Annotated in this window: 10 protein-coding genes; 4 read left to right on the top strand and 6 right to left on the bottom strand. The window is 69.5% G+C overall.

Annotated features, from left to right (window positions below):
- Positions 1–13 precede the first annotated feature (13 nt).
- Together ligA and MKL11_RS09580 are read left to right on the top strand one after the other, a co-directional pair.
- Entirely contained in the window at positions 14–2,491 is a 2,478-nt protein-coding gene (gene ligA, locus MKL11_RS09575; RefSeq protein WP_243942544.1) for an NAD-dependent DNA ligase LigA, read from the top strand.
- A 70-nt stretch (positions 2,492–2,561) separates the two neighbouring features.
- Entirely contained in the window at positions 2,562–3,422 is an 861-nt protein-coding gene (locus tag MKL11_RS09580) for a 3'-5' exonuclease (RefSeq protein WP_243942546.1), read from the top strand.
- 6 nt (positions 3,423–3,428) lie between these two features.
- On the opposite strand, the gene MKL11_RS09585 is transcribed toward MKL11_RS09580, so the two are convergent.
- Together MKL11_RS09585 and MKL11_RS09590 are read right to left on the bottom strand one after the other, a co-directional pair.
- Positions 3,429–4,514, bottom strand: coding sequence for a threonine aldolase family protein (locus MKL11_RS09585; RefSeq protein ID WP_243942548.1), 1,086 nt, complete (start codon positions 4,512–4,514; stop codon positions 3,429–3,431).
- Positions 4,511–5,425 carry an amino acid ABC transporter substrate-binding protein gene (locus MKL11_RS09590; RefSeq protein WP_243942550.1) on the bottom strand — a complete coding sequence of 305 codons (915 nt, stop codon included), beginning with the start codon at positions 5,423–5,425 and terminating at the stop codon, positions 4,511–4,513. Before MKL11_RS09590 ends, MKL11_RS09585 begins: the two co-directional genes overlap by 4 nt.
- 160 nt (positions 5,426–5,585) lie before the next feature.
- Here MKL11_RS09590 and MKL11_RS09595 point away from each other — a divergent pair, with 160 nt between their 5' ends.
- Positions 5,586–6,560, top strand: a complete 975-nt coding sequence (locus MKL11_RS09595) for a LysR substrate-binding domain-containing protein (RefSeq protein WP_243942552.1) — start codon at positions 5,586–5,588, stop codon at positions 6,558–6,560.
- 19 nt (positions 6,561–6,579) lie between these two features.
- On the opposite strand, the gene MKL11_RS09600 is transcribed toward MKL11_RS09595, so the two are convergent.
- A complete protein-coding gene (locus tag MKL11_RS09600; RefSeq protein WP_243942554.1) occupies positions 6,580–8,778 on the bottom strand; it encodes a 3-hydroxyacyl-CoA dehydrogenase NAD-binding domain-containing protein in 2,199 nt (732 codons plus the stop codon).
- Positions 8,779–8,891: 113 nt separating this feature from the next.
- On the opposite strand from MKL11_RS09600, the gene MKL11_RS09605 reads away from it, so the two are divergent.
- On the top strand, positions 8,892–9,671 hold the full coding sequence (locus tag MKL11_RS09605) for an EAL domain-containing protein (protein WP_243942556.1): 780 nt from the start codon (positions 8,892–8,894) through the stop codon (positions 9,669–9,671).
- A 33-nt stretch (positions 9,672–9,704) separates the two neighbouring features.
- Here the strand turns inward: MKL11_RS09605 and MKL11_RS09610 are convergent, their stop codons facing one another.
- From MKL11_RS09610 to dnaA, 3 genes are all read right to left on the bottom strand, one after another.
- A complete protein-coding gene (locus MKL11_RS09610) occupies positions 9,705–10,214 on the bottom strand; it encodes a hypothetical protein (protein WP_243942558.1) in 510 nt (169 codons plus the stop codon).
- 121 nt (positions 10,215–10,335) lie between these two features.
- The gene (locus MKL11_RS09615; protein WP_243942560.1) at positions 10,336–11,544 is read right to left on the bottom strand and encodes an acetyl-CoA C-acetyltransferase; all 1,209 of its coding nucleotides are present in this window, start codon (positions 11,542–11,544) and stop codon (positions 10,336–10,338) included.
- Between the two features lie 222 nt (positions 11,545–11,766).
- Entirely contained in the window at positions 11,767–13,260 is a 1,494-nt protein-coding gene (dnaA, locus tag MKL11_RS09620; RefSeq protein WP_243942562.1) for a chromosomal replication initiator protein DnaA, read from the bottom strand.
- Positions 13,261–13,411 lie beyond the last annotated feature (151 nt).

The raw sequence follows: 13,411 nt of genomic DNA on the forward strand, positions 1-13,411 counted from the left end.
CTAGAACGCCCCCATGCCAGCCGCGAAACCCGATACGCCCGATCTCGACCGCACCGCCGAGGAGGCGCGCACCGAGCACGCGCGGCTCTCGGACGCGATCCAGGAAGCCGACCGGCTCTACCACCAGGAGGACGCGCCCGAGATCTCGGACGCGGACTACGACCGGCTGCGCCGCCGGCTCGAAGAGATCGAGACCCGCTTTCCCGATCTCGCCGGGACCGGGGCGGCCAGTACCTCGGTGGGCGCCAAGCCCTCGGAAAAGTTCGCCAAGGTGCGGCATGCCGTGCCGATGCTGTCGCTCGGCAACGCCTTCGATCCGGAGGAGGTCGCCGAGTTCGTGGCCCGGGTCCGCCGCTTCCTCGGGCTCGCCGAAGACGCGCCGCTCGCCTTCACGGCCGAGCCGAAGATCGACGGCCTGTCCCTGTCGCTGCGCTACGTGAATGGCGAGCTCGAGACGGCGGCCACCCGCGGCGACGGCGAGGTCGGCGAGAACGTCACCGCCAATGCCCGCACCGTGGAGGACATCCCGGCTTTGCTCGCGGGGTCCGGCTGGCCGGAGACCTGCGAGGTGCGCGGCGAGGTTTACCTGTCCCACGCCGATTTCGCCGGGATCAACGCCCGTCAGGAAGCGGCCGGAAAACCGCTCTTCGCCAACCCGCGCAACGCCGCCGCCGGGAGCCTGCGCCAGCTCGACCCCGGAATCACCGCCTCCCGGCCCCTGAAATTCTTCGCCTATGCCTGGGGCGAGCTTTCGGAGCCCATCGCCGAGACGCAATCCGGCGTGCTCCAGCGCTTTGCCGCCTGGGGCCTGCCGGTGAACCCGCTGACCCGGACCTTCACCGACATCGAAGCGATGCTCGGCCATTACCGCCGGATCGAGGCGGACCGGGCCGGGCTCGGCTACGACATCGACGGGGTCGTCTACAAGGTCGACGACCTCGCGCTGCAGAAGCGTCTCGGCTTCGTCTCGCGCTCGCCCCGCTGGGCGCTCGCCCACAAATTCGCCGCCCAGGAGGCGATGACGGTGGTCGAGGACATCGTCATCAATGTCGGCCGGACCGGCTCGCTCAACCCGTTGGCGAAGCTCAAGCCGGTGACGGTGGGCGGCGTGGTCGTCTCCAACGCGACGCTCCACAACGAGGGCTACGTGAAGGGCGTCGGCGCCGACGGCGAGTTTATTCGTGGACCCATTGAGGACGGGATCGGTGCCGACGGTCAGCCGAAGCTAGAACCCCGCGATATCCGCGTCGGCGACACCGTCACGGTGGTCCGGGCCGGCGACGTCATTCCAAAAGTCATGGATGTCGACCTCGCCAAGCGGCCCGCGGCTTCGCAGCCCTTCGCCTTTCCCGAGACCTGCCCGGCCTGCGGCAGCCGCGCCGTGCGGGCGATCAATCCGCGCACCGGCCGCCCCGACGCCATCCGGCGCTGCACCGGCGGCCTGATCTGCCCGGCGCAGGGGGTGGAGCGGCTGAAGCATTTCGTGTCGCGCAACGGTTTCGACATCGAGGGCTTCGGCGAAACCTATATCGAGGTGCTGTTCGAGGCCGGCTTGGTGCGCCAGCCTGCCGACCTGTTCCGGCTCGATTTCGAGACGCTGAAGGCCGCCGTCGTGGCGCGGCGCGAAGCGCTCTCGGCCGAGCGGCGCGCCGAGGCGGGTGCGACCGAGCCGCCCAAGAAGGCCGCCAAGAAGAAGGGCGAGGAGGACGACAAGGCGATCAAGAACCTGCTCGCCGGCGTCGAGGCCCGCCGCCAGGTGCCGATGAACCGCTTGCTGTTCGCACTGGGCATCCCGCAGATCGGGGAGGCGACCGCCAAGGCTCTGGCCAAGCGGTTTTCGGACATGCCCGCGCTGATCGCGGCGATCACGGAGGCGGCCGCCGCGCAGCCGGGGCCTGACTGGGTCGAGCTGCGGTCTGTCGACAGAATCGGCGATACGACCCGGGACCGGCTGCTTGAACTCGGCTTCCCCGACGACGACGCGGCCGCCGATTCCCCGCGCGCCCGCCTCAGCGCCCCCCAGCGGGAGAACCTGCTGCAGCATTACGGCGATGCCGGTGCCGTGCGGGCCGCCCTCGCCCGGGCAGCGGAGCAGCGCCCCGGCGACGCCTACCGGCTGTTCGCCGACGATGGCGAGATCGGCCCGGTGGCGACCGACGCGCTGATCCTGTTCCTCGTCGAGCCGCACAATGCCGATGCGGTCTCGGCGCTCCTCGATGAGGTGGCGGTCGAGGCGATGGAGCGGCCGGAAGCCGCCTCGGCCTTCGCCGGCAAGACCGTGGTCTTCACCGGCACCCTGGAGAAAATGACCCGCAACGAGGCCAAGGCGGTGGCCGAGCGGCTCGGCGCGAAGGTCTCCGGATCGGTCTCGGCCAAGACCGACCTCGTGGTCGCAGGCCCCGGGGCCGGCTCGAAGCTGAAGGACGCCGAGAAGCACGGCGTCCGGGTCGTGTCGGAGGACGATTGGCTCGCGATGGTGGCCCAGGGTTGAAGCGCGAGTCGCGCGGGCTTAGACCGGTCGGGAACACCCCGAGAACGTTCCCCGGCATGGTCCACCCGCGATGACGGTCCTGGCCCTCGACTTCGAGACGGCCAACGAGCGGCGCGACAGCGCCTGCGCGGTGGGGCTCGCCTGGATCGCGGATGGGCGGATCGTGCGGCGGGAAAGCCACCTGATCCGGCCGCCGGAGATGCGGTTCTCGCCCGGCAACATCCGGGTCCACGGCATCCTGCCGGCCAACGTCGCCGACCAGCCGGATTTCGCCGGGGTGATGGCGCCCTATCTCGGCGATCTGTCGCGCGGGTTGATCCTCGCCCACAACGCCAGCTTCGATATCGGCGTGCTGCGCGCCGGCCTGGCCCGCGCCGGCCTGCCGGTGCCGGCCCTGTCGTATTTGTGCACAGTCCAGATCGCCCGCCGGGTGTTTCCCGCGCCCGAGGGCTGCGGTCTCGGCAAGGTCGCCCGGCGCCTCGGCATCCGCTTCGAGCACCACGATGCCGGCGAGGACGCCTATGCCTGCGCGGCGATCGCGCTGGCCGCCATGCGCGAGACCGAAACGGCGGACATCCACGACCTCGCGGCGGCGATCGGTGTGCCGGTCACCCGGGTGACGGGCGGACCGTCCCTGCCCCGCCGGGCTCCGGGGGCGATCAGCGACCGGGCGCTCTCCGCCTTCCCGGCCGCGCCCTCGGCGCTCAGCTTCGCGATCCGGGGCTCGACCGGAAACCGGTACAGCGTCGTGCTGGAGGAGCGGGCCGGTGGCCCACAGCTGCGCTGCACCTGCACGGCCGGGCGCTACGGGATGCGCTGCCGCCACGTGAAGGCGCTGGAGGTCGGTGACATCACAGACCTCATCTCCGACAATGCCGACGACGTGGAGCTGCTCGCCCGGATGCTCGGCGCGAAGGTCCGCGTCGCCTGACGGCCGTCAGGCCGCGTCGAGACAGGTCCGGAACGCCGCGACCGCGCGCGCGACATCGCCCGAATCGATATGCCGGTGCGTCACCAGCCGCAGGCGCCGCTCGCCCAGCGGGCGGGACAGGATCCCGGCGGCTTCGAGATCGTCCACCCAGCGGGCGCTGTCGCGGCCGGTCCCGGTGAGGTCGACCTGGACGATGTTGGTCTGCGGGATGCTCGCCGAGAGGCGCGGGTCCAGGCCGTTCAGCCCGTCGCTGAGCTGGCGTGCGGTCGCATGATCTTCGGCGAGGCGGGCGCCCATCGCGGTCACCGCTTCCAGACCCGCCGCCGCCACGATCCCGATCTGGCGCTGCGTGCCGCCGAGCATCTTCCGGAGGCGCCGCGCCTCCGCGATCACCGCAGCGGGGCCGGCCAGTATCGCCCCGGCCGGTGCGCTGAGGCCCTTCGAGAGGCAGAGGGAGACGGTGTCGACCTGCGCGGCGATCTCCGCCGGTGTCACTTCGAGATGCGTCGCGGCGTTGAACAGGCGCGCGCCGTCGAGATGCACCGGGATGCCGCGGGTCCAGGCGAGGCCGGCCACCGCCGCCATGTGGAGCAGCGGCAGCACGGCGCCGCCGGCCGCGTTGTGCGACGTCTCCAGCGCGACCATCGCGGTCCGGAGCGGGCTGGCGCCGGGCCGCAGGGCGTCTTCCAGCCGGTCGAGGTCCATGGCCCCGTCCGTGCCGGGGAGACCGAGCAGGAAGGTGCCCGTGAAGGTCGCCGCACCCCGCTCGGTGTTAATCATGTGGGCCTGCGCCTCGAGCAAAATCTGCTCGCTGCGCTGGACCTGCGCCAGGATCGCCAGCAGGTTCGCCATGGTGCAGCTCGGCACGAACAGGCCGGCTTCCTTGCCGAGGATGCGCGCCGTGGTGACCTCCAGTTCGCGCGCCGTCGGGTCGCCTTCGAGCCCGTCATCGCCGAGCGGCGCTTCGCGCATGCGCTCGTACATCGCCTCGGTGGGCCGCGTGACGGTATCGCTGCGCAGGTCGACCACGTTCGGCCGTGTACGGGATTCCTCGGGCATCATGATCTCGGACAGAACCTCCGCGGCATTCATTTGTAATCGGCCTCGTCGCCGGAATCGGTCGGCTTGGCGAGCGCGCGCTTGAGCACGTCGCTCATCGGCAGGTCGAGATTGATGCCCTTCGGCGGCAGCGGCGACTGAAAGTACTTCGTGTAGAGCTTAGCGACGGTCCCGTCCTGGATCAGCGCGATCACGGCCTTGTCGACCGCGGCCTTGAACTCCGGATCGTCCTTCGGCTCCAGGATGCCGTAGGGCGAGAATTCCAGCCCCTTGTCGCCGATCTTGTAGTCCGACGGGTCTTTGGCGCCCGCCACGGTGGCATGGGCCAGGGCGTCGTCGTTGATCATGCCGGCGGCGCGTCCGCTGGCCAGGAGAAGAAACACTTCGCCGGTATCCTTGGCCGGCATGATCCGGAGATCGAGCTTGTCGCGCACGTTGATCCGCGTGGCGACACGCTGGGTCTCGCCGCCGGCCTGCGCGGAAAGCGCCTTGCCGCGAAACGACGCGAGATCGTTCACGTCGACCGGCATGTCCTTCCGGGCGGTCAGCACGACCTGCGCGACGAAGGTCGTGGGCGCGAAGGCCACGAGCGTGTGCCGTTGCGGCAGGTTGCTCGCCGTGCCGCATTCGAGATCAATCGTGCCGTTGTTGATCAGCGGAATCCGGGTCGCCGACATCACCGGGACATGGCGGACATCCAGCTTCGGAAGGCCCAGGGCGACCTTCAGCCTCTCGGCCACGTGCTCGCATATCTCCAGGGAATAGCCGACCGGCTTGGCGTTGCCGTCGAGGAATCCGAACGGAGGCGACGAATCCGGAAATCCGAGGCTGATCTGTCCGGAGGACCGGAGCTTATCGAGACGACCCGAGCCTTGCGCGGACGATGGCGCAAGTGTCCCGACCCACAGCAGCGATGCCAGCAGCAACGCGATCCTGTTCAACACCCCTGCACTCCACTCTCGGGTATCGACCCGGCTTCACGTCTGCGAGGCCGGCACCGTCCGGGAGTCGAACGTGGACTCGCCGGCCTGCCGGAGGATGTTTATCCTGCGCGCGTCGATCGGCGTCCAATTCCGATTTCCGTGCGGACCATGCGGATTTGATATGGCGCAGCGGCGCATGACCTTCCGGCACATCGAGGCGTTCCGGGCCGTGATGGCGGCGGGCTCGATGACCGAGGCGGCGCGGCAGCTCCACACCTCGCAGCCGCAGGTGACCCGGCTGATCGCTCAGCTCGAGGCGATGACCGGCCTGCCCCTGTTCGATCGCAGCGGCAGCCGCCTGTCGCCCTCGCTCGACGGCATGCGCTTCCACGCCGAGGTCGACCGGGCGTTCGTGGGCTTGACGAGCCTGGAGGCGGCGGCCGCGCGCATCCGCGCCTTCGGTGCCGAGCGGCTGCGGGTCGCCGCGATGCCCCGGCTGGCCGGTGGTCTGCTCGCCCGGGCGGTGGCGCGCTTCAAGGCCGACCACCCGGACGTGATCGTGGCGATTCATGCCGGCGACGACGAGACCGTCAACGGCTGGGTGTCGAGCGGTTTCTGCGACGCGGCCCTGACGATGATCTACAGCGACGCCCCGGATTCCCGGCTCGATCACGTGCTGACGATGGATTGCGTCGCCGTCCTGCCACCGGACCATCCGCTCGGCACCCGTGCCTGTCTGAAGCCGGAGGATCTTCGCGGGATCCCCTTCGTAGCCTCACCGTTGGCGAGTGCCCTGCGCGCCCGGATCGATGCGGTGTTCCACGAAGCGGGCGTCGAGATGACGATCACCGCGGAGGCCGGGCTCGGCGCAGCGATCTGCACCCTCGTCTCGGCCGGCCTCGGCGTCAGTCTGTTGAACCCGCTGGCGGCCTACGAGGAGGCGAAGGTCTCGCCGATCCTCATCCGGCCATTCGCTCCGGCCCTGCCGGTGCGGTTCGCGCTGCTGTTCCCGCCCGACCATACGCGGGACCGCCTGATGCAGGCTTTTGGCGCCTGCGCGCGGGCAATCCTGCTGGAGGAACTCGCCCGTCTGCCGGGTGCCGCGGCGCTGGCCGTTCCCGAGGCGATCGGGAACGGCTCTCGGGCCCTGGTCTGATCGGCTTGCGCCACAGCGATCAGGCGGCGCGCTTCTGTTCTCCGTAGAAGGTCCCGCCCCGCTCGGCCATGGCCGCCAGGGTGTCGGGCACCCGGAAGCGGGGACCGTGCTTGGCCTCCAGCCCGCGGGCGAGCGCGACGAAGGAATCGGCGCCCATGAAGTCGATGTAGGACAGGGTGCCGCCGGTGAACGGGGCGAAGCCGAAGCCCAGGATCGAGCCGACATCGGCCTCCCGGGGATCGGTGACCACGCCCTCGCCGACGGTGCGGGCCGCTTCCAGCGCCTGCACCACCAGAAGCCGCTGCTTCAGCTCGTTGAAATCGACCGCCTCCGGGTCGAGCCGGTTCGGTTGCAGTTCCGCCAGGCCCGTCCAGAGGCGCTTGGGCGCGCCCTCCGGGTAATCGTAGAAGCCCTTGCGGTTCTTGCGCCCGAGCCGGCCCTGGCCCTCGACCAGGGCGGTGAGGATCGACTTCTGGGCCGGATCGACCGCCCCCTCGCCCACCTGCGCCTCGGTGGCCTTGGCGATCTTGAGCACGAGGTCGAGGGCGACCTCGTCGTTCAGCGAGAGCGGCCCGACCGGCATGCCGGCCTGGCGCCCGGCACTCTCGATCATCGCGGGCGGCACGCCCTCGGCCAGCATCTTGTGGCCTTCGAGGATGTAGGCGCCGACGCAGCGATTGGCGAAGAAGCCGCGGGCGTCGTTCACGACGATCGGGGTCTTCTTGATCAGCCGCACGTAGTCGAGGGCGGTGGCGAGCGCCGCGTCGCCGGTAGCCTCGCCCTTAATGATCTCGACCAGCATCATCTTCTCGACGGGCGAGAAGAAGTGGATGCCGACGAACCGGTCCGGCCGCTTCGAGCTCTTCGCCAGGCCGGTGATCGGCAGCGTCGAGGTGTTGGAGGCGAAGATCGTGTCGGCGCCGATCACAGCCTCGACCTTCTGAATCACCTCGGCCTTCACCTTGGGATCCTCGAACACCGCCTCGATCACGAGATCGCAGCCGCTGAGCGTGGCGTAATCCGCCGTGGTGGTGATCCGGCCGAGCAGCGCGTCGCGGTCGGCGGTCTTGGCGCGGCCCTTGTTGATCTGGCCGGTGATCAGCGTGTGGGCGTAGGCCTTGCCCTTCTCGGCGGCCTCGATCGACTGGTCGACCAGCACCACTTCGAGCCCGGCCTGGGCGGTGACGTAGGCGACGCCGGCGCCCATGAAGCCGGCGCCGATCACCCCGACCCGGCGCAGGCTGGTGGCCGGCACGTCCTTCGGCCGGCGGGCGCCCTTGTTCAGCTCGCCCATGGAGATGAACAGCGTGCGGATCATCGCCGCCGCCTCCTTCGAGCGCAGGATATGGGCGAAGTACCGGCTCTCGACCCGCAGGGCGAGGTCCATCGGCAGCTGCAGGCCCTCGTAGACCGAGGCCAGGATCGCCTTGGCGGCCGGGTAATTGTCGTGGGTCTCGCGGCGGTAGATCGCGTTGGCCGGCGGCCAGATCATCATGCCGGCGGGCGAGTAGACCTTGCCGGACGGCGCCTTGAACTTGGGCACGTCCCAGGGCGCCACCGCGGAGCCGCCCTCGCGGATCCACGCCTTGGCGCGCTCGACGATCTCGCTCTGGGGCGCGACCGCGTGGATCAGCCCCATGCCCTTGGCCATGGGCGCGCGGATCTGCTCGCCCTTGAACAACATCTGGAGGGCATCGCCGGTCTGCATCAGCCGGGCGACCCGCTGCGTGCCGCCGCCGCCCGGGAACAGGCCGACCTTGATCTCCGGCAGCCCGACCCGGGTCTTGGCATCGTCCGAGGCGATTCGGTGATGGCAGGACAGAGCCAGCTCGAAGGCGCCGCCGAGGCACAGGCCTTGAATCGCGGCGGCGAACGGCTTGCCGCAGGTCTCGAGCCGGCGGAACAGCAACGTCAGGCGCCGCGACGCCTCGAAGAAGTGGCGCATGGCCACTTCCTCGCCCTGCTCGGCTTTCAGCTGCTCGTAGGCCCGGCGGTGACCTTGCAGCATCGTGAGGTCGGCACCTGCGGAAAAATTATCCTTGCCGGTGGCGATGACGCAGCCCCTGATCGCGGGATCGCTGGCGACCTGCCCGATGATCTGCTCGAGCTGGTCCATCACCCCCTCGGTGATCACGTTCATCGATCGGCCAGGCATATCCCAGGTCGCCACCGCAACGCCGTCTGCGTCGGTCTCAAAACGGAAATCCGTCAGCGTCATGGTGCCGTCCCCCCAAAGTCTTGCCGTCTAAAAGTCGACAGTTTTACGTTAACGTTGCATTGAGCGCGGCGATGCATGATCCGCCGGTCGGGGGGTACCGATGGAATCGGCACATGATGAAGGACAAAGGCTGCCGCGCTTGCCGCGACGGCGCCGCCCTCGATTTCGACTTCACGATGGCGTTCCAGCCGATCCTCGATACCGGGACCGGACATGTCTGGGCCTACGAGGCTTTGGTGCGCGGCCCCAACGGCGAGCCGGCCGGCACGATCCTCGACCGGGTGACCGACGCGACGCGCTATCAGTTCGATCAGGCTGCCCGCGTGAAGGCGATCGAGTTGGCCGGGCGGCTGTTCCCACGCGACAGCGACACGCGGCTCTCGATCAACTTCATGCCGAACGCGGTCTACGAGCCGAATGCCTGCATCCGCGCGTCGCTTGAGGCGGCCCGGCGGGTCGATTTTTCGTACCGGCGCCTCATGTTCGAATTCACCGAGCAGGAGCGGTTTCACGACATCGAGCACGTGAAGCGCATCGTCGCCGCGTACCGCCAGCAGGGCTTCCTGACGGCGCTCGACGATTTCGGCGCGGGCTTCGCCGGGTTGAACCTGCTGGCGAATTTCCGGCCCGATCTTATCAAGATCGACATGGAACTGGTGCGCGGCATCGACACGGATTCCGGCCGGAACGCGATCGTTGCCGGCATCACCGCCATCGCCCGTGCCCTTGGGGTCACCGTGCTGGCCGAGGGCATCGAGACCGCGGCGGAACGTGACGCCCTGCGTTCTCTCGGGATCACGCTGATGCAGGGCTATCACTTCGCCAAGCCTCAGCTCGAAGCCTTGCCTCCGGTCGAAGGGTTCGGCCACCGAGCGGCCGCGCGCGCGGCCTGAGGCCAGCCGATCGCGCGCGGGGGACGGCACGGGCTACTTCGGCGCCGGCGCCGGCGGAGCCGCCGGCGCCGGGACCGGCGGCGCGCCGGGCTTGGGCGTGTTGTCGGTCGCGGCGGCCACCGCCAGCATGTTGAGCAGCTTGGTGACCGAGTTCTGCGAGATCGCCGTGACAGCCGAGTTGGGATCGGCGTTCATCGTCTGGAACTTGAGGTAGGTCGGGTCGGCGTAGATCTCGTCGAGATGCTTCAGCTCGGCGAGGGTGAACTTCTGGGCGTATTCCTTCGACAGCCCCTCGACCATGATGCCGCGCTGCTTCTCGAACTCGTCGGTGAGTTCCTTGCGCACGGCCTCGGCGCGGGATTCCGGCATCGGCGCCACGGTCTTCTCCAGGGCGACGTTGAAGCCGGTCTGAAGGTTCTTGATCAGGGTCTTGTTCACGAGCGAGGTCGCCTCGGCGACGCGGTCCGACGTTTCGTCGGCGCGCGCAGCGAGCGGCAGGCTCAAGGAGACGCTCAAGCAGAGCGTCGCGATCAGGCGGTTCAAGGGCTCGACTCCCAATTTGTTATCGTTCGGCCCGGATTCGTGCCGCACGTCGTCCGCGCCTCTACCAGCGTTCCCGGGCTTTGGGGAGCGGCCCGCGCCGGCTCCCACGCCGCAGTGTCGCTCAGACCCGCTCAATGATCGTGGCGGTGCCCATGCCGGCGCCGATGCAGAGCGTCACCAGGGCGCGCTCCTTGCCGGTGCGCTCCAGCTCGTCGAGCGCCGTTCCGAGGATCATCGCGCCGGTCGCGCCCAGCGGATGGCCCAGCGCGATCGCGCCGCCGGTGACGTTGACGATCTCGGGATCGAGGTCGAACGCCTGGCAGAAGCGCAGGACCACGGCCGCGAAGGCCTCGTTCACCTCGAACAGGTCGATATCGGACAGGCTCAGCCCGGACCGGGCCAGGACCTTGCGGGTGACGTCGACCGGGCCGGTGAGCATCAGGGCCGGGTCCGAGCCGATATTGGCGAAGGCGCGGATCCGCGCCCGGGGCCGCAGCCCGGCGGCGTCGCCGGCGGCCTTCGAGCCGATCAGCACCGCGGCGGCGCCGTCGACAATGCCGGAGGAATTGCCGGCGTGGTGGACGTGGTTGACCGTCTCGACATCCGGATGCGCATCCGTCGCCACCGCGTCGAACCCGCCCATCTGTCCCATCTGGACGAAGGAGGCCTTCAGCCCGGCGAGCGACTGCATGTCGGTGCCCGGCCGCATATGCTCGTCGCGGTCGAGCAGCGTGATGCCGTTGACGTCGCGCACCGGGACCACCGAGCCGCCGAACAGCCCGTCTGCCCAGGACTTGGCCGAGCGTGCCTGCGAGCGGACCGCGTAGGCGTCGCAATCGTCCCGCGAGAAGCCGTACTTGGTGGCGATCAGGTCCGCCGAGACGCCCTGGGGCATGAAATACGACTTGATCGCGATCGCCGGATCGACCGGCCATGCGCCCCCGGAGGCGCCGATGCCGATGCGGCTCATCGATTCGACGCCGCCGCCCACCGCCATCGCGTGCTGGCCGCTCATCACCTGCGCGGCGGCAAAATTCACGGCGTCGAGGCCCGACGCGCAGAAACGGTTGATCTGGATGCCCGGAACGTGGTCGCCGTAATCGGAGACCAGGGCCGCCGCGCGGGCGATGTCGCCGCCCGCCTCGCCGACCGGGTCGACGCAGCCGAGGATCACGTCGTCGACCAAAGCCGTGTCGAGGCCGGTGCGGTCCTTGAGCGCCCGCAGGGCCGTCTCGGCGAGACGCAGGGCCGTCACCTCATGCAGCGCGCCATCCGCCTTGCCACGGCCGCGCGGCGTGCGGACGTGATCGTAGATGAAGGCTTCCGGCATCGGCGTTCCCCAGCGTGTTCTTGCCTTTTGGCGACGCGGCCATAGCGGGCCGACTCGCTGGGCGCCAGTTTGCCACGGCGCATGCACCTCGCACCATCCCGGGCCGCGGTGAAACGTAGAGCGTCGATGGATGCTCGAAACAAAGCCGCGCCCAATCGGGGTTCGATCGGGCGCGGCTCGCAATCGCGATGGCCGCTGGCGACCTGTATCCCGGTCGGAATCCTAGTCCTGGAGCATCCGCTTCAGGAGTTCGACCTCATCGCCGAGGACCGTATCCTCGCCGATCTGCTTCTCGATCTTGCGCACCGCGTGCAGCACAGTGGTGTGGTCGCGCCCGCCGAAGCGGCGGCCGATCTCGGGCAGGGAGCGCAGGGTCAGCACCTTGGACAGGTACATGGCGATCTGGCGCGGCTTGACTACGGCGGCGGTGCGCCGCTCCGACAGGATGTCGGAGCGCGAGACGTTGTAGCGCGAGGCGACCAGCTTCTGGATGTCCTCGATCTTGATCCGCTTCGGCTCGCGGTTCTTCACGAGGTCGCGGATCGCGCTCTCGGCGGTCTCCATCGTCACGGCGGTGCCGGTGAGCGTGGCGTGGGCCAGCAGCCGGTTGACCGCGCCTTCGAGGTCGCGGCCGTTGGCCGTGATCGCCCGGGCCACGTAGGTCGCGACCTGCGGCGACACGTCGAAGCCCGGATGTGCCGCCCGCACCGCGGCGAGCCGCGCCGACAGGATCGAGACCCGCAGGGCCTCGTCAAGGGCCGTGATCTCGACCACGAGGCCGCCGCCGAGGCGCGAGCGGACGCGCTCGTCCAGCGCCTCCAGCTCGGTCGGGGGCCGGTCCGACGCGACCACGACCTGCCGGCCGGCATCGATCAGCGCGTTGATGGTGTGGCCGAACTCGGCCTGGATCGACTTGCCCTGGATGAACTGGACGTCGTCGAGGATCAGCAGGTCGATGCCGCGCAGCCGCTCCTTGTAGGCGAGCGCCGACTGGGTCTTCAGGGCGTTGACGAAGCCGTACATGAACCGGTCTGCCGTCAGGTAGATCACCCGGCGCCCGGCCTCGCGGGCGGCGTGGCCGATGCCGTGCAGCAGGTGCGTCTTGCCCAGGCCGACGCCGGCATGGAGATAGAGCGGGTTGTACAGCGCGCCCTCGCCCTGGTGCCGGGCGACCCGCTCGGCGGCGGCGTGGGCCAGCGCGTTCGAGCGGCCGATGACGAAGCTCGAGAAGGTCAAGCGTGCATCGAGCGGGGTGCCGCTGAGGTCGCCCCCGGCATCGGCGTTGCGCTGCTCGGCGGCGGTCGGAACGGCGGCGACCGGTGCCGGCGTGTTGGTGGCATGGAGCCTGGCGAGCGGTCCGCTGGCCGGGCCGGCCTTGGGCGCTCCGACGACAGCGGGGCGGGCCGGGGCGCCGGTGCCGCGCACGCCGACCTCGATCCGCGCGATCTCCTCGGCCTCGGCCTTGAAGGTGCCGAGAACCCGATCGAGGTAGTGCGATTCGATCCAGCTCTTAAGGAAGCGCGTCGGCACCGTCAGCCGTGCCGTCCCGGCCGCCACGCCCTCGAGTTCGAGACGCGCGAACCAGCTGGCGAACACGTCCTCGCCCAGCTCGGCGCGCAGCCGCCGCTTCACCCGCGCCCAGGCGGATCCGAAATCCGTGTTGCCGCCGCTGCGGCCGCCCTCGTCGTCGCTCGCCACCGTTCCGTCGACACGCATCACTGGCTCTCCCGACGCCGCCGGCGGAAACCCGCAGGCCGCGCGTACGCACGATTTACGCCCTCAGCGTCCCGCATGACCGGGCGGGACAGACTCCTTCGGTGGAGTCAACTCCCCACCAAGGAACTTTTGCCGATTGGAAGAGCCTATC

The organism is Methylobacterium sp. J-077 (genome assembly GCF_022829365.1).
Taxonomy (GTDB): Bacteria; Pseudomonadota; Alphaproteobacteria; order Rhizobiales; family Beijerinckiaceae; genus Methylobacterium.

Coding starts and splice junctions, on each gene's coding strand:
- ligA (WP_243942544.1), top strand. CDS start 14: ATGCCAGCCGCGAAACCCGATACGCCCGATCTCGACCGCACCGCCGAG.
- MKL11_RS09580 (WP_243942546.1), top strand. CDS start 2,562: ATGACGGTCCTGGCCCTCGACTTCGAGACGGCCAACGAGCGGCGCGAC.
- MKL11_RS09585 (WP_243942548.1), bottom strand. CDS start 4,514: ATGAATGCCGCGGAGGTTCTGTCCGAGATCATGATGCCCGAGGAATCC.
- MKL11_RS09595 (WP_243942552.1), top strand. CDS start 5,586: ATGGCGCAGCGGCGCATGACCTTCCGGCACATCGAGGCGTTCCGGGCC.
- MKL11_RS09600 (WP_243942554.1), bottom strand. CDS start 8,778: ATGACGCTGACGGATTTCCGTTTTGAGACCGACGCAGACGGCGTTGCG.
- MKL11_RS09605 (WP_243942556.1), top strand. CDS start 8,892: ATGATGAAGGACAAAGGCTGCCGCGCTTGCCGCGACGGCGCCGCCCTC.
- MKL11_RS09615 (WP_243942560.1), bottom strand. CDS start 11,544: ATGCCGGAAGCCTTCATCTACGATCACGTCCGCACGCCGCGCGGCCGT.
- dnaA (WP_243942562.1), bottom strand. CDS start 13,260: ATGCGTGTCGACGGAACGGTGGCGAGCGACGACGAGGGCGGCCGCAGC.